Annotated in this window: 18 protein-coding genes and 1 pseudogene; 1 reads left to right on the top strand and 18 read right to left on the bottom strand. The window is 67.4% G+C overall.

What is annotated here, in order from left to right; translation table 11 throughout:
• Positions 1-169: 169 nt before the first annotated feature.
• From V9K91_RS12570 to V9K91_RS12630, 13 genes and pseudogenes are all read right to left on the bottom strand, one after another.
• Entirely contained in the window at positions 170-829 is a 660-nt protein-coding gene (locus V9K91_RS12570) for a ribonuclease HII (protein ID WP_095363337.1), read from the bottom strand.
• Positions 826-2,001: pseudogene (gene lpxB / locus V9K91_RS12575) on the bottom strand (lipid-A-disaccharide synthase); the annotation flags it as partial. The gene V9K91_RS12570 and the pseudogene lpxB, both read right to left, overlap by 4 nt.
• A gap of 14 nt (positions 2,002-2,015) precedes the next feature.
• On the bottom strand, positions 2,016-2,801 hold the full coding sequence (lpxA, locus tag V9K91_RS12580; RefSeq protein WP_093533164.1) for an acyl-ACP--UDP-N-acetylglucosamine O-acyltransferase: 786 nt from the start codon (positions 2,799-2,801) through the stop codon (positions 2,016-2,018).
• Positions 2,798-3,253 carry a 3-hydroxyacyl-ACP dehydratase FabZ gene (gene fabZ / locus V9K91_RS12585; protein ID WP_093533165.1) on the bottom strand — a complete coding sequence of 152 codons (456 nt, stop codon included), beginning with the start codon at positions 3,251-3,253 and terminating at the stop codon, positions 2,798-2,800. The genes lpxA and fabZ overlap by 4 nt, the downstream gene beginning before the upstream one ends.
• Entirely contained in the window at positions 3,250-4,272 is a 1,023-nt protein-coding gene (gene lpxD, locus V9K91_RS12590) for a UDP-3-O-(3-hydroxymyristoyl)glucosamine N-acyltransferase (protein WP_093533166.1), read from the bottom strand. The genes fabZ and lpxD overlap by 4 nt, the downstream gene beginning before the upstream one ends.
• A gap of 319 nt (positions 4,273-4,591) precedes the next feature.
• Complete coding sequence (bamA, locus tag V9K91_RS12595) at positions 4,592-6,958, bottom strand: outer membrane protein assembly factor BamA (RefSeq protein WP_068850466.1); 2,367 nt, start codon at positions 6,956-6,958, stop codon at positions 4,592-4,594.
• Positions 6,959-7,031: 73 nt separating this feature from the next.
• Complete coding sequence (gene rseP, locus V9K91_RS12600; RefSeq protein WP_336442805.1) at positions 7,032-8,390, bottom strand: RIP metalloprotease RseP; 1,359 nt, start codon at positions 8,388-8,390, stop codon at positions 7,032-7,034.
• Positions 8,391-8,424: 34 nt separating this feature from the next.
• Positions 8,425-9,615, bottom strand: coding sequence for a 1-deoxy-D-xylulose-5-phosphate reductoisomerase (locus tag V9K91_RS12605; protein ID WP_068850474.1), 1,191 nt, complete (start codon positions 9,613-9,615; stop codon positions 8,425-8,427).
• A 2-nt stretch (positions 9,616-9,617) separates the two neighbouring features.
• The gene (locus V9K91_RS12610) at positions 9,618-10,442 is read right to left on the bottom strand and encodes a phosphatidate cytidylyltransferase (protein WP_068850477.1); all 825 of its coding nucleotides are present in this window, start codon (positions 10,440-10,442) and stop codon (positions 9,618-9,620) included.
• On the bottom strand, positions 10,439-11,209 hold the full coding sequence (uppS, locus tag V9K91_RS12615; protein ID WP_095363334.1) for a polyprenyl diphosphate synthase: 771 nt from the start codon (positions 11,207-11,209) through the stop codon (positions 10,439-10,441). The genes V9K91_RS12610 and uppS overlap by 4 nt, the downstream gene beginning before the upstream one ends.
• Before the next feature lie 2 nt (positions 11,210-11,211).
• Positions 11,212-11,769 carry a ribosome recycling factor gene (gene frr / locus V9K91_RS12620; protein ID WP_068850481.1) on the bottom strand — a complete coding sequence of 186 codons (558 nt, stop codon included), beginning with the start codon at positions 11,767-11,769 and terminating at the stop codon, positions 11,212-11,214.
• Positions 11,770-11,874: 105 nt separating this feature from the next.
• A complete protein-coding gene (gene pyrH, locus V9K91_RS12625; RefSeq protein WP_068850483.1) occupies positions 11,875-12,603 on the bottom strand; it encodes a UMP kinase in 729 nt (242 codons plus the stop codon).
• 124 nt (positions 12,604-12,727) lie between these two features.
• Complete coding sequence (locus V9K91_RS12630; RefSeq protein WP_068850486.1) at positions 12,728-14,227, bottom strand: GGDEF domain-containing protein; 1,500 nt, start codon at positions 14,225-14,227, stop codon at positions 12,728-12,730.
• A 275-nt stretch (positions 14,228-14,502) separates the two neighbouring features.
• On the opposite strand from V9K91_RS12630, the gene V9K91_RS12635 reads away from it, so the two are divergent.
• The gene (locus tag V9K91_RS12635) at positions 14,503-15,198 is read left to right on the top strand and encodes an AIM24 family protein (protein ID WP_095363443.1); all 696 of its coding nucleotides are present in this window, start codon (positions 14,503-14,505) and stop codon (positions 15,196-15,198) included.
• Positions 15,199-15,265: 67 nt separating this feature from the next.
• Here the strand turns inward: V9K91_RS12635 and tsf are convergent, their stop codons facing one another.
• From tsf to V9K91_RS12660, 5 genes are all read right to left on the bottom strand, one after another.
• Positions 15,266-16,144 (bottom strand): translation elongation factor Ts, encoded by an 879-nt coding sequence (gene tsf / locus V9K91_RS12640; protein ID WP_068850491.1) that lies wholly within the window; start codon positions 16,142-16,144, stop codon positions 15,266-15,268.
• Between the two features lie 126 nt (positions 16,145-16,270).
• On the bottom strand, positions 16,271-17,077 hold the full coding sequence (gene rpsB, locus V9K91_RS12645; protein ID WP_068850494.1) for a 30S ribosomal protein S2: 807 nt from the start codon (positions 17,075-17,077) through the stop codon (positions 16,271-16,273).
• Positions 17,078-17,291: 214 nt separating this feature from the next.
• Positions 17,292-18,008 (bottom strand): fimbria/pilus periplasmic chaperone, encoded by a 717-nt coding sequence (locus V9K91_RS12650; protein WP_336442804.1) that lies wholly within the window; start codon positions 18,006-18,008, stop codon positions 17,292-17,294.
• Entirely contained in the window at positions 17,987-18,256 is a 270-nt protein-coding gene (locus tag V9K91_RS12655; RefSeq protein ID WP_336442803.1) for a hypothetical protein, read from the bottom strand. Before V9K91_RS12655 ends, V9K91_RS12650 begins: the two co-directional genes overlap by 22 nt.
• A gap of 67 nt (positions 18,257-18,323) precedes the next feature.
• Entirely contained in the window at positions 18,324-19,358 is a 1,035-nt protein-coding gene (locus V9K91_RS12660) for a spore coat U domain-containing protein (protein ID WP_336442936.1), read from the bottom strand.
• Between the last annotated feature and the right edge of the window lie 2 nt (positions 19,359-19,360).

Consider the following 19,360-nt stretch of genomic DNA (forward strand, 5'->3'; position numbering starts at 1 on the left):
AAGGGCGGCGGGGGTGGGTTTGCGGGACCGTAGAGCGCCATGGATGGCGCGAACGAGCTTACATGGACGTACTTGCAGCGTGTCCCGCAAACCCACACCCGCCGCCCAAGCCAGCCGAACCGGAAGTGCCGCTTTTGCTTTTGCTTTGGCTGTTGCGGTTGCTGTTGCGTCAGACAGCAGCAACCAACGCGCTGTCCAGGCAATCACGCACGGGCGCGAAGCTGCGGCGGTGGTGGGGGCAGGGGCCGTGGGTGCGCAGGGCGGCCAGGTGGGCCGGGGTGCCGTAGCCCTTGTGCTGGTCGAAACCGTATTCGGGGTGCTGCTCGTGCAGCTGGAGCATGTAGCGGTCGCGGCTGACCTTGGCCAGGATCGAGGCCGCCATGATCGCGCGGTCGAGCGCGTCGCCTCCGACCAGCGCCTGCGCGGGGCAGGGCAGGCCCTTGGGTACCACGTTGCCGTCGATGCGCGCGAACTGCGCTACGTGCGCTACCGCCTCGACCGCCCGGCGCATGCCCAGCATCGTGGCCTGGTAGATGTTGAGCGTGTCGATCTCCGTCACGTCCACCATCACCACGTGGAAGGCCAGCGCACGCTGCTGGATCCTGTCGAACAGCTGGTCGCGGCGGATCGCCGTGAGCTGCTTGGAATCGTCCAGCCCGTTCAGACGCGGGCGGTCCGGGCAGAACACCACCGCCGCTACCGCCACCGGGCCGGCCAGCGGCCCGCGACCGGCTTCGTCCACCCCCGCCACATAGCGCGGCGCGACCGTCGCCAGCGCCGCCCCGTCGAACAGCGCCAGCGAGGCCGCCGCAGCGTGGCGGCGGCTCATGCCGGCGCGTTCCCGCGCGGCTTGCGTGCCAGCAGTTCCGCCACCGCGTCGGCCGCGCGCGCCGACGCGTCCTGGCGCAACTGCAGGTGCAGCTTTTCGTACGTGTCCTGGATCTCGATGGCGCGTTGCGGCTGATCGAACCACTGCATGATCGCCTCGGCCAGCTTGTCCGGCACGCAGTCGTGCTGGATCAGCTCCGGTGCCAGGTCCTTGCCGGCCAGGATGTTCGGCAGCGCGAAGCGGTCTACCTTGATCAGGCCGAGCGCCTTCACGATCCGGTAGGTCAGCTCCGCCACGCGGTAACCCACCACCATCGGCCGCTTCACCAGCATCGTCTCCAGCGTGGCCGTGCCCGAGGCGAGTACCACCACGTCGGCGGCGATCATCGCCGTGCGTGCCTGGCCGTCCAGCAGGTGCGAGTAGGCCACCGGCAGCGCCGAGCGCGACAGCTGCTCCTGGATCAGTGCACGGCAGGCCGGGTTGGCTGCCGGCACCACCACGTGCAGGCCAGGAATGCGTTCGGACACCTGCCAGGCCGCTTCGAAGAACGCGCCGCCCAGCTTGCTGATCTCGCCCAGCCGGCTGCCCGGCAGCACAGCCAGCACCTTGGCGTTGACCGGCAGGCCCAGGGCCACGCGGGCCGCTTCGCGGTCGCTGTGCAGCGGGATGTCATCGGCCATCGGGTGGCCGACGAAGCGCGCGTCGATGCCATGGCGGGCGTAGATGGGCGGTTCCATCGGGAACAGGCACAGCACCAGGTCGGCGCTGGCACCGATCTTCTCCGCACGCTTCTCGCGCCACGCCCAGACCGATGGGCTGACGTAGTGCACCGTGGTGATGCCGCGCTCTTTCAGCCAGCGCTCCACGCCCAGGTTGAAGTCCGGGGCGTCGATGCCGATGAACACGTCCGGCTGCCACTCCAGCACCCGCGCACGGAACTCACTGCGCAGCTTCAGCAGGCGCGGCAGGTGGCGCAGGATTTCGGTCAGGCCCATCACCGCCAGCTCACTGGCATCGAACCAGGTCAGGCAGCCGGCGCTGCGCATTGCATCGCCGCCAATCCCGGCGAACTCGGCGTCCGGGAACCGCTGCTGCAGTTCGCGCACCAGGCCGGCGCCAAGGAGGTCGCCGGAGGCTTCACCGGCAACCAGCGCAATCCGCAGCGGTCGCGAAGAGCCCGGCGCCGTCATCGCAGCAGGGGCCTCTCGGCGTGCTCGATGAAGTCCAGCATGTCCTTGACGTCGGCGCTGTGCGTGGCCTGTTCGGCCAGCTGCACCTTGGCTTCGGCCAGCGGCAGGCCGGCCACGTACAACGTGCGGTAGGCGCGCTTGATGCTGGCGATGCGCTCGGCATCGAAGCCGCGGCGCTTGAGGCCTTCGCTGTTGATGCCGCGCGGGCGGCCCAGCGAATCGCTGCCGACCATGGTGAACGGTGGCACGTCGCCATTGGTCAGTGCACCCATGCCCAGGAAGGCGTGCGCCCCGATCCGGCAGAACTGGTGGGCCCCGGCGAAACCGCTGATGATCACGTAGTCGCCCACGGTCACGTGGCCGGCCAGGGTGGTGTTGTTGGAGAACACGCACTGGTTGCCGACGTGGCAGTCGTGCGCCACGTGCGTATAGGCCAGCATCCAGTTGCCGTTGCCGATGGTGGTGACGCCACCGCCGCCGCCGGTACCGCGGTTGAGGGTGACGAATTCGCGGAACACGTTGTCATCGCCGATCACCAGTTCGGTGCGCTCGCCGGCGTACTTCTTGTCCTGCGGTTCGCCGCCCACGGCAACGTGGCCGATGAAGCGGTTGTTGCGGCCGATCCGGGTCGGGCCGTGGATCGAGCAGTGCGGGCCGACTTCGGTGCCCTCGCCGATCTCGACATCGGCACCGATCAGGCAGAACGCACCGATACGTACATCCGCCGCCAGTTTCGCCGACGGGTCGATGACCGCGGTGGGGTGGATGAGCGGCCCGTTCATTCGCGGGTGCCGGCGCAGAGTACTTCGGCGCAGGCGACGATCTCGCCGTCGACCTTGGCCACGCAGTCGTACACCGCCATGTTGCGGATCACGCGCTTGATCTCGACATGCATTTCCAGCACGTCGCCCGGCACCACCTGCTTACTGAAGCGGGCCTTGTCCACCTTGACCATGTAGAACAGCTTGGACTGCGCGTCGCGGCCCAGGGTGAGCTGGGTCAGCACGCCGCCGGCCTGGGCCATGGCTTCGATGATCAGCACGCCGGGCATGATCGGCTGGCTGGGGAAGTGGCCCTGGAAGAACGGTTCGTTGATGCTGACGTTCTTGGTGGCAACGATGGTGCGCTTCTCGTAATCGATCGCGACGACCTTGTCGACCAGCAGGAAGGGATAGCGGTGCGGGATCAACGCCTGGATTTCGGTGATGTCCGGCAGCTTCTGTGGGTGGCTCATTCCTTCTCCTTGCTTACAGACAGGATGCGACGGGCCAGTGCATCGAGCTGCTTGAAGCGCGCGGCGTTCTTGCGCCACGTGCGGTTGTCGGTCAATGGGGTCCCGGACGAGTATTCGCCCGGTTCGGTAATGGAGTTGCGCACCACGGACTTGCCGGTGATCACCACCTTGTCGCAGATCTCGAGGTGGCCGACGACGCCGACGGCGCCGCCGAGCAGGCAGTAACGGCCGATCTTGGCGCTGCCGGCAATGCCGGTGCAGCCGGCGATGGCCGAGTGGGCACCGATCTGGACGTTGTGGGCGATCTGGACGAGGTTGTCCAGGCGCACGTCGTTGTCGAGCACGGTATCTTCGAGGGCGCCGCGGTCGACGCAGGTATTGGCGCCGATCTCGCAGTCGTCGCCGATGCGCACGCCCCCCAGCTGGGGCACTTTGATCCAGCTGCCGGCGTCCATCGCCAGGCCGAAGCCATCGGCGCCGAGCACGGCACCGGGATGGATGCGCACGCGTTTGCCGATGCGGACGCGGGTGACCAGGGTGACGCGGGCGATCAGTTCGCAGCCGCTGTCCAGGCTGCAGTCTTCGCCGATGATGCTGCCGGCGCCGATGATGCAGTTCTCGCCGATCACGCTGCGCGCGCCGATGGTGACGAACGGGCCGATGTGGGCGCTGGCGGCGACCTGGGCCTCGGGATCGATGACGGCGCTGGGGTGGATGCCCGGCGGCCGGGTCGGGGCGATGTCGAACAGCGCGCCGATTTTGGCGAAGGTGGTGTAGGGATCCTTGGCGATCAGCGCGGTACCGGGCGCGGCGTCGGCGTCGTCGGCGCGCAGCACCACGATTCCGGCCTGGCTGTCGGCCAGCTGGGCGCGGTAGCGCGGGTTGGCCAGGAAGGTCAGCTGGCCGGGGCCGGCATGGGCAAGCGTGGCCACGCCACGGATGGCGGTGCTGCCATCACCATGGACCTGCAGGCCAAACTGCTCGGCGAGTTGCTGGGCGGTATAGGTAGGAGTGTTCACGCCGGGAGTTTACCGTGTGGCGTGACTTCGGTCATGTTCGGGGGTTCAGCGATGGTATGCGGCGCCGGCCGGATTCAGGCGAACAGCCTGTGGGCTGCGGGGTTCGCGCGCAGGGCCGGCGGGTGCGGGGGTACGGGGGGCGCCGTGAACCCATCCCTGGGGGCTCTTACCAAACATCCATGTTTGGTAAAGCCCCCGTACCCCCGCACCCGCCGGCCCTCCGACGGTGTGTCGGTGGCCAAGGGTGATCAAGAGCGGCCAAGCCCCACAAACAAAAACGCCGGGCTGGGCCCGGCGTTTTCGTGTGCGATCGGTGGGTTTAGAACTGGCCACCGAACGTGAACTGCAGGCGTTCGATTTCGTCGCCGTCTTCCTTCTTGAGCGGGAAGGCGTAGCTGATCGAGATCGGGCCGACCGGGGCGCGCCACAGCAGGGCGACACCGGCCGAGGCACGCAGTTCGTTGGCCTTGAAGTTGTCCACGCCGTTGTACACGTTGCCGACGTCGAAGAACGCCGAGACGCGGGCCGACGGGCTGTCGAACAGGCGCGGGAAGTAGGCTTCGACCGAACCCACGGTTTTCAGCGAACCACCCAGCGGCTGGCCACGGTTGTACGAAGCGGTCGGCTCCGAGCGCGGGCCAAGGGTGTTGTCTTCGAAACCGCGCACCGAGTTGGTACCGCCGGCGTAGAAGTTTTCGAAGAACGGCAGGCCCGAAGCGGTCACGGTGCGGGTGGTGCCATCCGGGTTGGTGATCACGCGGGTGACATCGTTGCCGTAGGAGTCGCCGTAGCCGACCTCGGCGCGGGTATTGATGACCAGCGACGGGATGATCGGCCAGTACTTGGAGACCTGGTAGTTCAGCTTGTAGTACTCGACCGTCGAACCCGGCAGGGTCGTTTCCAGGCCCACGCGCTGGTACATGCCGCGGGTGGGCATGAAGTAATCGTTGCGGGTGTCGCGCGCCCAGCCCAGCTCCGTGCGCCAGGAGTGGAACGTGCGCTGGCCGATGGCATCGATGTAATCGATGATCGCCTGCGGCGTTGCACCCTGGTAGGTGGTGATCTGGTTGCTGTCGATGCCCACCATCAGCGAGACGGTGTCGTTCTCGGTGATCGGCACGCCGAACACCACCTGCGCCGCACCGTTGGTGCTGTTGTACTGCGCGGTGTTGAAGTCGGAGTAATCCAGCTCGCGCCAGGACAGGTTGTAGCCCAGCGACACGCCGTCGTCGGTGAAGTACGGGTTGGTGTAGGAGAAGCCGTAACGCTGCAGGTAGCTGCTGCGCGACGCTTCGACCGACACGCGGTTGCCGCCGCCCAGGAAGTTGTTCTGCGACAGCTGCACCGAGGTGGTCATGCCGTAGGACTGCGAATAGCCCAGGCCGAACACGAAGCTGCCCGAGGTGGTTTCCTTGACGTTGTAGACCACGTCGACCTGGTCGTTGCTGCCGGTGACCGGCGGCGTTTCGACATCCACCGATTCGAAGTAGCCCAGGCGCTGCAGGCGGATCTTGGAACGGTCGATCGCGGCCTGCGAGTACCAGCTGTTCTCGAACTGGCGCATTTCACGACGCAGCACTTCATCGGAGGTGCGGGTGTTGCCCTTGAACACGATGCGGCGCACGCCCACGCGGGGGCCCGGCACGACCTGCATGTTGATCGCCACGGTGCGTTCGGCGCGGTTGCTGGTCGGGATCGGGTTCACCTTGGCGAACGCGTAACCGATGTTGGACAGCGAATTGGTGATGGCGTCCGAGCTGAATTCCAGCAGGGCGCGCGAGAACGTATCGCCGGACTTCTGGATCAGCATGCGCTCCACGTCTTCCTGCGGAAGGATGGTGTCGCCGGTGACCTTGATCTCGGAGATCTTGTACTGCTCACCTTCGGTCACGCCGGCGGTGATGAACATGTCGCGCTTGTCGGGGCTGATCGAGACCTGGGTGGAATCGATGCTGAAGTCCACGTAGCCGCGGTCCAGGTACCAGGCATTGAGCTTTTCCAGGTCGCCGGACAGCTTTTCCTTGGAGTACTGGTCGTCGCGGCGGTACCACGATGCCCAGTTGTGCTCCTTGGATTCCCAGGTTTCCAGGATGTCCTTGGACTCGAACTTCTCGGTGCCGACCAGGTTCACGTGCTGGATCTTGGCGGCCTTGCCTTCCTTGATCGCAATGGTGATGTCCACGCGGTTGCGGTCAAGCGGGCTGACGGTCGGGGTGATCTCGACGTTGTATTTGCCACGGTCGTTGTACTGGCGGCGCAGTTCCTGGGTCACCCGGTCCAGGCTCAGGCGATCGAACGTGCCGCCTTCGCTCAGGCCGATGTCGCTCAGGCCCTTGAGCAGCTGGTCGCTCTTGATGTCCTTGTTGCCGGTGACGGTCAGCTTGTTGATCGCCGGGCGTTCCTTGACCGTGACCACCAGGATGTCGCCCTGCCGCTCAAGCTGGACGTCCTCGAAGAAGCCGGTCTTGTACAGGGCACGGATCGACTCGCCGACCTTGTTGTCGGTCAGGGTCTCGCCACGTTCCACCGGCAGGTAGGTGAACACGGTACCGGAGGTGATGCGCTGCAGACCATCGACACGGATGTCGCTGACGGTGAAGGGCTCGGCTGCCTGGGCCAGGGCGGGCGCGCCGAAACCGGCGGCGAGTGCGAGGGCAAGCAGGCGGCGATTGGGGAGTCGCGTCATGTCACGTCCGGTTGGAGTCGAATACGATGTTGCGGGATGCCGGCGCATAAGACGACGACAAAAGGGTAAAAGTTCATCGCGGGAACAGACCGAGGATGTCGTTGTAGAACGCCAGTCCCATCAGTCCGGCCAGCATGGCCAGGCCGATGTACTGGCCGGCCGCCATGGCACGCTCGCTGAGCGGGCTGCCCTTGACCAACTCGATAAGGTAATACAGCAGGTGCCCGCCGTCCAAGATGGGGATGGGCAACAGGTTGATGATGCACAGGCTGAGCGAGAGTACGGCCAAGAACCAGAGGAACCAATCAAGGCCGCGCTGGGCGGTCTGGTTGGCTACCCGGGCGATGGTGACCGGGCCGGAAACGTTCTGCAGCGAGGCATTGCCGGTCACGATGCGGCGCATCATGCCGAGCGAATCGCCCGCCGCGCGCGCGGTTTCGCGCAGCGCCGCCGGGATGGCCGCCAGCGGGCCGTACTGCAGGGTGGTGTCATAGGCCGGCGCGCTGGCCTGCGGGAAGCCGATGCCGATCTGCCACGTGGGCTGGCCGCGGCCGTCCTTGCCCTGGCGCGGGGTGACTTCCAGCGCCAGCCGGTCGCCGTTGCGCAGCACCTCGATCATGCCCGGGCCGCCGCGCTTGCCCAGCGCGAGGATGGCCGGGGAGACCTGGTCGGCCGCATCGATGCGCTGGCCATCCACGGCCACCACCAGGTCGCCCGGCAACAGCACGCCTTGGGAGGCGGAATCGGGCAGCACCTGTTCGACCAGTGCCGGCTGCAGGTGGAACTGCCAGGTCAGGCCGGCCAGCGAGGCCACCCAGCGCTCATCGAAGCCGGCCGGCAGCTGCGACAGCGGCAGGGTGCGGGTGCGCACCTGCTCCTGCGCATCGACCACCTCCACCTTCGCATCGTGGCGGTCCATGGCGGCCGTGGTCAGGGCCATGGCGGCCTGGCCTGCGGTGACCACGCTGCGGTCATCCACGCTCAGCACGCGGTCACCGGCCTGCAGCCCGGCCACCTGGGCCATGCCGGAGGTGCGGCCGATGGTGGCCGAATAATCCTGCTTGCCCAGTACGAACATGGCCCACAGCAGGGCCACGCACAGCACCAGGTTGGCGATCGGGCCTGCCGCCACGATCGCGATGCGCTGCCAGACGCTCTTGTGGTTGAAGGCCAGGCCGCGTTCGGCCGGGTGTACCTCGACCTCGCGCTCGTCGAGCATCTTCACATAGCCGCCCAGTGGGATGGCGGCGATGGCGAATTCGGTGCCGTTGCGGTTGCGGCGCATCCACAGCGGTCTGCCGAAGCCGACCGAGAAGCGCAGCACCTTCACGCCACAGCGCCGCGCGACCCAGTAGTGACCGAACTCATGGAACGTCACCAGCAGGCCAAGGCTGACGATCATCCACCAGACGGAGCCGATGAATTCACCCATGGTGGACGTCGCGGGAAAGGAGCGGGAAGGGCATTCAGGCGTGGTCGATGGCGGCTTGGGTGATCTGGCGGGCGTGCTGGTCGGCGGCCAGCAGGCCCTCCAGTGTATCGGCGGACGCGGAAGGCAGTGTTGAAAGAGCGTTAGCCACCAGCCCTGGAATGGCTAGGAAAGCGATCCGCCCCTGAAGAAACGCTGAAACAGCCACTTCATTGGCCGCATTGAGCACCGCCGGGGCAGTGCCGCCGGCGGCCATCGCCTGCCAGGCCAGGCGCAGGCAGGGGAAGGCGTCGGTGTCGGGGGCCTCGAAATCCAGCCGGCCCTGGCTCAGCAGGTCCAGCCCGCCCACCCCGGATTCGATGCGGTGCGGCCAGCCCAGGCCCACGGCCAGGGTGGTGCGCATGTCCGGCAGGCCCATCTGGGCCAGGGTGGAGCCGTCGACGAATTCGACCAGCGAATGCACCAGGCTCTGCGGGTGCACCAGCACTTCGATGCGCTCGCCGGGGATGTTGAACAGGTGGTGGGCCTCGATGACCTCCAGCCCCTTGTTCATCAACGTCGCCGAATCGACCGAGATCTTCGGGCCCATCGACCACTTCGGGTGGGCAACTGCCTGGGCCGGGGTGACCTCGGCCAGCTCGGCCCGGCTGCGCCCGCGGAAGGGGCCGCCGGAGGCGGTGAGCAGGATCCTGCGCACACCGGCCTGGTCCAGGCTGGCGTCGCGCGAACGCAGGCACTGGAAGATGGCGCTGTGTTCGCTGTCGATCGGGATGATCTCGGCCCCGGCGGCGGTGGCGCGCTGCATCAGCAGCTCGCCGGCCAGGACCAGCGATTCCTTGTTGGCCAGCAGGATCCGCTTGCCAGCGCCGGCGGCGGCCAGGGTCGAGGAGAGCCCCGCGGCGCCGACGATGGCGGCGACCAGGGTGTCGCATGCGTCGCTGGCGGCCAGCTGGTCCAGCGCGGCGGCGCCGGCATGCGCCTGGGTGTCCAGACCGGCGGCGCGCAGGCCATCGCGCAGATCCGCATACAGCGCTTCGCTGGCGATCACCGCATGCGCGGGCCGGTGGAGCGCGCACAGCGCGACCAGCGCCTGCACCTGGGTGCCGGCGGCCAGCACGGTGGCGCGGTAACGGTCCGGGTGGCGCGCGATCACGTCCAGCGCGGATGCGCCGATCGAGCCGGTGGCACCGAACACGGCGACCCGGCGGGGGGCGGTAGTGCTCTGCATGCTCAGAATCCGAAGATTTCCTTGCCCAGCGCGAACACCGGCAGCGCGGCCAGCACGCCGTCGATGCGGTCCAGCACGCCGCCGTGGCCCGGAATGATGTGGCCCGAGTCCTTGGCGCCGGCATGGCGCTTGAGCAGGCTTTCGTACAGGTCGCCGAGTACCGAGGCGAACACGGCGACCACCGTGGTGATGACCAGGCCGACCACGTGCCCAGGCGCGACCCCGGCGATCCAGCCGAACACCAGGGCCACCAGCAGGCCGGCCAGCATGCCGCCGCCCAGCCCTTCCCAGGTCTTGTTGGGGCTGATGCGCGGGGCCAGCTTGGTGCGGCCCAGGGTACGGCCGGCGAAGTAGGCGCCGGAATCGGCAGCCCAGACCACGGCCAGCGCGGTCAGCAGCCACAGGTGGCCCTTGTCGCCGCTGGCGTGGATCAGCACCAGCGAGGCCCACGCGGGCACGATGGCCAGGGTGCCGGCCAGCAGTTTGAGCGACCGCGCCGGGCTGCCGGGCTCGGCGCCGAAGGTGAAGAAGCGCAGCCACAGCAGGGCCAGCAGCCACCAGCCGATGCCGACCAGCGCGGCGATCTGGTACAGCACCAGCGTGCCGGCGTCGGCCCACACGATCAGCACCATCAGCACCAAGTTGAGCACCAGCAGCACGGTGCGGGCGAGGGTGTCGTCCACGTCGGCCAGCTTCAGCCATTCCCACAGGCCGATCAGGAACACGGCGGCGGCGGCGGCGGCCAGCCATTGGGTGGGCAGCAGCAGGATCGCGGCGATGGCGACCGGCGCCATGATCAGCGCGGCGATGACTCGGGTTTTGGTCATGGGGTGGACGTCTCGGTGGCCAGGGCGGCGATCTGGGCGCTGGTCAGGCCGAAGCGGCGTTCACGTGCAGCGTAGGCGTCGAGCGCCTGCTGCAGGATGGCGGCGTCGAACTCGGGCCACAGCACCTCGGTGAACCACAGTTCGGTATAGGCCAGCTGCCACAGCAGGAAATTGCTGACGCGGGTGTCGCCACCGGTGCGGATGAACAGATCCGGGGGCGGCAGGTCGGCCAGGGCGACGCGGCTGCCCAGCAGAGCTTCGTCGATCTGTTCGGGCTGCAGGCGCCCGGCCGCGACCTCGGCGGCCAGTTCGCGTGCGGCCCTGGCGATGTCCTGGCGGCCACCGTAGCTGGCGGCGATGCTCAGGGTCATGGCGGTATTGCCGGCGGTGCGTTGCTCGGCCAGCTGCATGCGGCTGACCAGCCCGGCACCGAAGCGCTCGCGTTCGCCGATGAAGCGCACGCGCACGCCGCGGCGGTGGAGTTCATCCACCTCGCGGTCCAGTGCATTGAGGAACAGCTTCATCAGTGCGTCGACTTCGTCGCTCGGCCGGCCCCAGTTTTCGCTGGAGAAGGCGAACAGCGTGAGCGCGGCGATGCCACGCTCCAGGCAGAAATCGATGGTGCGGTTGACCGCGCGCGCGCCGGCCCGATGGCCGATCACGCGCGGACGACGGCGCTTCTGCGCCCAGCGTCCGTTGCCATCCATGATGATGGCAACGTGGCGGGGCACGGCGGCGGTGGAGCTGCTGGTCGGGGCCTGGGTCATGCTCAGACCGCCATCAGTTCCTTTTCCTTTTCGGCAACCACACTGTCGACGTCCTTGATGGACTTGTCGGTCAGCTTCTGGATGTCGTCTTCGCCGCGCTTCTTGTCGTCTTCGCTGATCGACTTGTCCTTCAGCAGGGCGGCGATGGCCTTGTTCGCATCCTGGCGGATGTTGCGGATGGCGATCTTGGCGCCTTCGCCTTCCTTCTGCACCTGCTTGCCAAGCTCGCGGCGACGCTCTTCGGTCGGCGGCGGCAGGTTCAGGCGGATGACGGTGCCGGCCACGTTGGGGGTCAGGCCGAGGTCGGAGGCGTAGATCGCCTTTTCCACGTCCTTGATCATGCCCTTGTCGAACAGGGTGATGACCAGCGAGTGGCCTTCGGAGACGCTGATCGAGGCGACCTGGTTGAGCGGCGTGTCGGTGCCGTAGGCCTTGACCGTGATCCGGTCCAGCAGGGCCGGCGAAGCACGGCCGGTGCGGATGGAGGTCAGGGTTTGCTTCAGAGCATCGATGCTCTTTGCCATGCGCGTCTGCGCGTCCTGCTTGATTTCGTTGAGCATCGCCCGAATCCTGGGTGTCACTGGGAATCGGGCGATTATAGGCGAAATGGGGTGAACCAAGGTCCGCGCTGAACGGGCGGGTGCCGGCCGTGGCCGGCGCGCCGGTCAGGTGGCGTCGCGGCCGCGCACCAGGGTGCCGATGTTCTCGCCGTGCAGGATCTTCAGCAGTTCGCCCGGCTGGCCCATGTCGAACACGCGCAGCGGCAGGTCGCTGTCGCGGGCCAGGGCGAAGGCGGCGGTATCCATCACTTCCAGGCCACGGCGGATCACTTCGTCGTAGGTCAGGCTGTCGAAGCGGACCGCATCGCTGTGCTTGTTGGGGTCCTTGTCGTACACGCCGTCGACCTTGGTGGCCTTGAGCAGCAGGTCCGCGCCGATTTCGATGGCGCGCAGCGCGGCACCGGAATCGGTGGTGAAGAACGGGCTGCCGACGCCGGCGGCGAAGATCACCAGGCGGCCCTTTTCCAGGTGGCGGATGGCGCGGCGGCGGATGTAGTCCTCGCACACGTCGTTGATCTTGATGGCACTCATCACCCGGGCCTTGGCGCCCAGCTTCTCCAGCGCGTCCTGCATGGCCAGCGCGTTGATCACGGTGGCCAGCATGCCCATCTGGTCGCCGGTGACGCGGTCCATGCCGCCGGCGGCCAGGCCGGCGCCGCGGAAGATGTTGCCGCCGCCGATGACCAGCGCCACTTCGGCACCGGCCTGCTGCGCTTCGATCACTTCACGCGCCAGGCGGTTGATGACCTTGGGGTCGATGCCGTAGTCCTCATCCCCCATCAGTGCCTCCCCGGAAACTTTCAGCAGGATGCGGCGATAGGAGAGATTGGACATGGTGGCCTCTGGATGCGTGGAAAACGCGGGAATTCTACTGGATGCGGCGGCACTCGGCGTGGAAAATCTGCTGCACTGCGGCGCAGCCCTGCCACAGCGGTGGATCGCCGCTTCCTGACTCCATTCAGGCCGTGGCGGTCCCCGGTGAACGCGCAATCACGCGGTTGCGCCCCAGGTTCTTGGAACGGTACAGCACGTCGTCGGCGGCCTTCAGCAGGTCCTGAACATCGGCGAAACGCTCATAGCCGCCCTGGGTGGCCACGCCGGCGGAGAAGGTGACGAACAGCGGGCCGTCGGCCACTTCTGCCATGGGGGTGTTGACGATGCTGGCCAGCACCCGGCGCACCACGTCCAGCGCCACCAGCTCGGTGGTGTTGGGCAGCAGGGCGATGAATTCCTCGCCGCCGAAGCGGGCCACGGTATCGCTGTTGCGCAGGTGTTCCTGCAGCTGGGTGGCGAACTCGCGCAGCACCTGGTCACCGAGCAGGTGGCCGTGGGCGTCGTTGATCTTCTTGAAATCGTCCAGGTCGATGAAGGCCACCGACAGTGGCCAGCCGTGCCGCGTGGCGCGCAGGAACTCCTGTTCCAGCACGGCCTCGAGCTGGCGGCGGTTGAGCACGCCGGTCAGGGCGTCGCGGTGGGCCTGTTCGGCCAGCCGGTTGGCGCGTGCCTCGAATTCGTCGGCGCGCTGGCGGGCCAGGGCGGCATCCTGCATTTCGCGCAGGTTGCGCAGCGTCGCCAGCTCCTGGGCATGGTCGATCAGCTGCTGCACGCGCGCAGGCGAAATCAGCGTGGTCTCGAACAGGGCGCTGATCTCGGGCAGGGCTTCGCCGATCCGGGCCAGCACCTGGTCGAACTGGGCGCTGTCCAGCTTGAGGGTCTCGTTGACCTGCTGCAGCGCATGTTCGCGGGCAGCATCGGCGTCGGCGCTGAGCCAGATGTCGGCGACCGCGCCGGACAGGGCCACGCAGGCCTGGAAGTTGTCCTCGGCCGCGGCCGGCGATTCACTGCGGGCAATGGCGTCCACCAGGTAGCGGGGCAGATCCCACTGTTCGGCCATCCACGCGCCCACCTCGGCATGGGTGCAGTCCAGGTGCTCACGTTCGAGGGCGATCAGGGCCTCGTTGTCGCGGGCCTGGCGCAGCAGCGGCAGGTAGCGCTCGGGCTCGCTCTGGGCCAGCACGAGCACGCCGATGTCCTGCAGCAGGCCGGCCAGCATCAGTTCTTCGGCCTTGCGCAGGCCGCGGGCCTGGCCGAGCAGGCTGGCCGCCAGCGCGCTGAGGATGCTGCGCCGCCAGGCGCGCTCGCGCACGTCCTGTCCCTGTCCGGGGGCGGTCAGGTCCTGGGTGACGGTGAAGCCCAGGGCGAGGCTGACGGTGGCGTTGAGCCCCAGCATGGTCAGTGCCTGGCCGAGGTTCTCGATCCGGCGGCGGCTGGCATACAGCGGCGAATTGGCAATGCGCAACATGCGCGCGCTCAACGCCATGTCGATGGCGATGACGTCGGCGGCCGTGGTGATGTCGGTTTCCGGGTCCTGCGCCAGTTCGATGATGCGCAGGGCAATACCGGGCGGCGAGGGCAGGTTGCGGCAGAGCGCCAGGGCGGCTGTCAGCTCGGGAGGCATGGCGGGAATACTGAGGTGATGTGGCAAGAATACATGGTGTGCGTCACAGATTTGAGTGTTGGTGCTTGCGTTGTGGGAAATGTTGCCTGCGACAGGTGGGGGTCGAGGTGCCTTTCGATGCAAAACCAACGGGCAGATCGTGCGGCGGTGGGGCAATGAGCTCTTTGGTACCACATCCGCTGGCGGATGGGGGAGTGGCACGAGTGGCGTCCGCTGCTGCAATGCGGTGGGTGGCGCGGGTACCATGCGGCCTCCAATGAAAAAGGATGGACCCCATGGCCGTAAAGTCGCTTCAGGAATTCCTCGCCAGCACGCACGAAAAAGATGTCAGTGCGGATGCATTCGAGCTTGAGAGCCCGCACATGCTCGAGATACGGGTGAACGGCATGGTCTGGGCCAAGGCCGGTTCGATGGTGGCGCGCAAGGGGGCGGTGAAGTTCACCCGCCAGGGGTTGCTGGAGCAGGGGCTGGGCACGCTGCTGAAGAAAATGGTGAGCGGTGAGGGGCTGCAGCTGATGAAGATCGAGGGGCAGGGGCGGGCCTACCTGGCCGATGCGGGCAAGCAGGTGACGCTGCTGCGGCTGGCGGGCGAGTCGATTTTCGTCAACGGCAACGATGTGCTGGCGTTTGAGACGGGCATCGAGTCCAGGATCACCATGATGCGCAAGGTGGCCGGCATGCTCTCGGGCGGGCTGTTCAACATCCGCCTGAGTGGGCACGGGATCGTGGCGATCACCTCGCATTACGAGCCGCTGACGCTGCCGGTGACGGCGCAGGGCGGCCCGGTGTTCACCGACCCGAACGCAACGGTGGCCTGGTCGGGCTCGTTGACGCCCGAGATCGTCACCGACATTTCGCTGGGTACGCTGGTCGGGCGCGGTTCGGGCGAAACCCTGCAGCTGCGCTTCGCCGGCGAAGGCTGGGTGGTGGTGCAGCCGTATGAGGAAGTTTCGTTCCAGGCGAAGGGCTGAGGGTCGCTGGCCACAAAAAAGCCCGGCTTGCGCCGGGCTTTTTCGTGTCATCGCTTGAGGCGATGGATCAGGCCAGGCCGGCCTGCTTCATCACTTCGGCGGCGTAGTCTTCCACCACCTTCTCGATGCCTTCGCCAACGGCCAGGCGCTTGAAGCCGATCACGTCGGCGCCGGCGGCCTTGACCACCTGCTCGACGGACTGGTCGGTGTTCAGCACGTACGGCTGGCCGTACAGGGTGACTTCGTTGACGATCTTGGCGATCTTGCCGCTGATGATCTTCTCGAGGATGTCGGCCGGCTTGGACTTGTCCTTGTCGGACATCTTGGCCAGTTCGATTTCCTTTTCCTTGGCAACGAACTCGGCCGGCACGTCGGCAGCCTTGTTGTGCGGCGGGTTCATTGCAGCCACATGCATGGCCAGGCCACGCGCCAGCTCGGCGTCGCCGCCGGCCAGTTCAACCAGCACGCCGATGCGGCCGCCGTGCACGTAGGCCGCGACGTTGTTCGACGATTCCAGGCGGACGATGCGACGCACGTCGACCTTTTCGCCGACCTTGGCAATGACCGCAGCGCGGGATTCTTCGACGGTTTCGCCCGACGGCAGCTTGGCGGCCTTCAGCGCGTCGATGTCGGCAGCGCCCGAGCTCAGCGCGACCGAGGCAACGGCCTTGGCGAAGTCCAGGAAGTTGCTGTCCTTGGCGACGAAGTCGGTTTCGGAGTTGATTTCGACCAGCACGGCCTTGTTGCCGTCCTGTGCCGACACGATGATGCCTTCGGCAGCAACACGGTCAGCCTTCTTGTCGGCCTTGGCCAGGCCCGACTTGCGCAGCCACTCCGCCGAAGCGTCGATGTCGCCGCCGTTTTCGGTAAGTGCCTTCTTGCACTCCATCATGCCGGCGCCAGTGCGCTCGCGCAGTTCCTTGACCAGGGAAGCAGTGATTTCCACGGGAATTCCTCACGAAAGAAAGGGGTTGGGCCGGCATCGTGGCCGGCCCATGTGACAGCATCCTGTCATCGCGCCAGTGGCAGCGGACAGGAGCGGTGGGCGCCAGGCGCCCACCGCGGGCCTGGATCAGGCCTGGGCTTCGCCCTTGTCGGCAGCAGCCTTCTTGGCCGGAGCGCGGCGGGCCGGCTTGGCTTCTTCGGCAGCCGGGGCGTCGGCGAACTCTTCTTCACGGACGGTGGCAGCGTGCGGAGCAGCAGCCTTGCCTTCCAGCACGGCGTCGGCAGCGGCACGGGCGTACAGCTGCACGGCACGGATGGCGTCGTCGTTGCCCGGGATCGCGTAATCGACCAGTTCCGGGTTGTAGTTGGTATCGACGACAGCGATCACCGGGATGCCGAGCTTCTTGGCTTCCTTGATGGCGATGTCTTCGTGGCCGATGTCGATCACGAAGATCGCGTCCGGCAGGCGGTTCATTTCCTTGATGCCGCCCAGCGAGGCTTCCAGCTTGTCACGCTCGCGACGCAGGCCCAGCACTTCGTGCTTGACCAGCTTGTCGAAGGTGCCGTCGGTTTCGCCGGCTTCCAGTTCCTTCAGGCGGGCAACCGACTGCTTCACGGTACGGAAGTTGGTCAGGGTGCCGCCCAGCCAACGCTGGTTCATGAACGGCATGCCGCAACGCTCGGCTTCTTCGCGGATCGACTCGCGGGCGCTGCGCTTGGTGCCCAGGAACAGGATGGTGCCGCGCTTCTGCGCGACGCTGGAAATGAAGTTCATCGCGTCATTGAAGAGCGGAACGGTCTTTTCCAGGTTGATGATGTGGATCTTGCCGCGGGCGCCGAAGATGTACTGGCCCATCTTGGGGTTCCAGTAACGGGTCTGGTGGCCGAAATGGACGCCGGCTTCCAGCATCTGACGCATGGTGACCTGGGGCATTGCAATACTCCTGATAGGGAACCGGCCGCCACGGGTGATAGAGGGCGGTCCGCCGCAAGGCGGGGGGGTTCCGGGGTTTGGCTTCCCTGTCGCTTCCGTGTCCGAACTCCTCGCGGAGCACCCCGGCACGGATATGGGCGGCAGGTGTGGATTCACCGGTGACGTCCGGTGTTGACGGGTTTCCTGCGCACAGGGCGCGAAGAAATCCGGTCGATTATAGCCCGGGCATGCGGTGCGGCGCAATTGGCGGGCTGGCGGCCGGGATGTCGGCCGGTTCCGCGTCGCCGATCCGGGCCCGGAAACGGCCCCCGGCATAGGCTGTGGCGGGGCCGGGCAGGGCCCATCGGCGGGTGCTGCCGGCCAGGACATAGCCGGCCAGCTCGGGAAGCAGCAGCGTGGCGCGTCCGTCGGGGCCAATGAAGGTCAGGTCCACCAGCCGCGCGTGGCCGGTGCCGCCATTGTAAAGCGCCAGCAGGGCGTGGCCGGCGGCGTCGCGAAGGCCGGCGGACAGGGCGGGCGCCGGGCGCGGCTGCGGCCCGGCCACGAACACCGGCAGCGACACCTGCAGCGGCGGGCTTTCGGGTGCGGCGCGGAGCACCAGCCGGTACCCCTGCTCAGCGCTTGGTGCGGGTCCGATCCGGACCACCCGTACCCGCTGCCGGGCATTCGGTGCCAGCGCCAGCCGGGTTGGGCTCACGACCACGTCCTGCGCCGGGGTCAGGCGTTCGGCGTCGGCGCTCTGTTCCCACCGGTACAACCGCGCCTGGCCCGACCAAGGCTGCGCCGTCTCGTTGTGCAGCCACAGTTCGGCGTCCTGCTGGTCCGGGCGCAGCGCAACCCGCAGCGGGGAAATGTCCAGCGCCTGCGCAGCGGCCGGCGCAAGCAGCGCCAGCAGCAGGCAGGCGCGGATCAGAAGGTCAGGGTGAGCCATGGCCGGCGGGCGTCTTCGTCGTCTTCGTCCGCCGGGGTCAGCTGCTGCACCTGGGGCGGGGCCGGGATTTCCTCGTCGCTGCGGCGGTGTGCGCTGCGGCAGCTGGCACGCGCTGCGTCTGCGTCCAGTGCGCAGGCCTCCACGATCCGCAGGCGGACCTGCAGCGGCGCATTGGCCGCGTGGGCGGCAGACAGCAGGGTGGTCAGCGCCACGCAGGTGGCGAGGCGGGCGCGGCGGCGTCGGTTCATCCGGATCGGCAGCGGGGGGTCGTTGGGATATCGGCCCGGCGCTGGCGGTCTTGAGGGGGCGGCCGACTCAGTAGGTGATCGTCACCTTGATCTGGTCGCTGTAGCTGCCGGCGGCCACTGCGCCGATTGTGGGCGGTGCACGCCCATACACGGTCAGGGTCTGGGCGCTGCCGGTTCCCGTGCCCGAGACCAGGTCCACGTTGGCGGTGCTGCCCCAGCGCTGGGTGCGGGTGCTTTCGCGGTACAGCGCATAGGGAATGAAAAAGGCCGGGTTGGTGGTGTGCCGCATGCGCCGCACGCTGCCGTTCGCGTACAGGCCGTTGTCCAGCGCGATGGTGTAGGCGGTGCGGTTGAGGCAGGTCAGGCCGATGGTCGACGTGCGGTCGATGTTGGCGGTGATCGTGCCGGCACTGGTGCCGAAGTCCATGTCGGTAGTGACGTAGGCACTGCACTGCGGCAGCACGGTGGCGGTGACCGTGAACGGGAAGCCGCCGGTGGCGATCTTGTGCCCGCTGACGCCGGTGGCCGTGGTGCACGCCGCCGGCGCGGTGGCCGTGCCCAGCAGGACCTCGTTGTAGGCATATTCCAGGCGGACGTCGGCACCACTGAACGAGGTGCTGTAACTGCCGGCCGCCAGCGTCTGGCTGGCTGGGATGCGACCGTAGATGGTCACGGTGACCGCGCCGCTGCCGCCGGTGAGCAGGGGCACCGAGTAGTTCAGGTCCACCACCTGCGGCCCGGGCGTGGTGCCGGGGGTCAGACCCCATATGGTGCTGTAGGCGGCGCTGGTGAATAGCTGGAAGCTGAGCGGATCGGCGGTGGTGTTGGTCATCCGCCGCAGCGGTGAAATGGCCACGCCGGTGCTGCCCACGCCGATGCCGATGCAGGCGCGCACCGACGCCGTTGCCAGCAGGCTCAGCGCGGTGGTGTTGCAGGTGATGGTGAACGTGGTGGTGGTGAAGCTGGGCGCAGCGGCGGCGTTGCCGACGTTGCCGAAGGCCGCCGTGACCGGGGTGGTGGTGGTGCAGGTGGTGTCGGCGCGGGCCACGCCGGCTCCCACTAGCCCGGCCAGTGCCAGCAACCCCCCCAGCAGCAGGCGCAGGC

It is taken from the genome of Stenotrophomonas sp. CCNWLW57, from assembly GCF_037203925.1.
GTDB classification, from domain to species: Bacteria; Pseudomonadota; Gammaproteobacteria; order Xanthomonadales; family Xanthomonadaceae; genus Stenotrophomonas; species Stenotrophomonas rhizophila_A.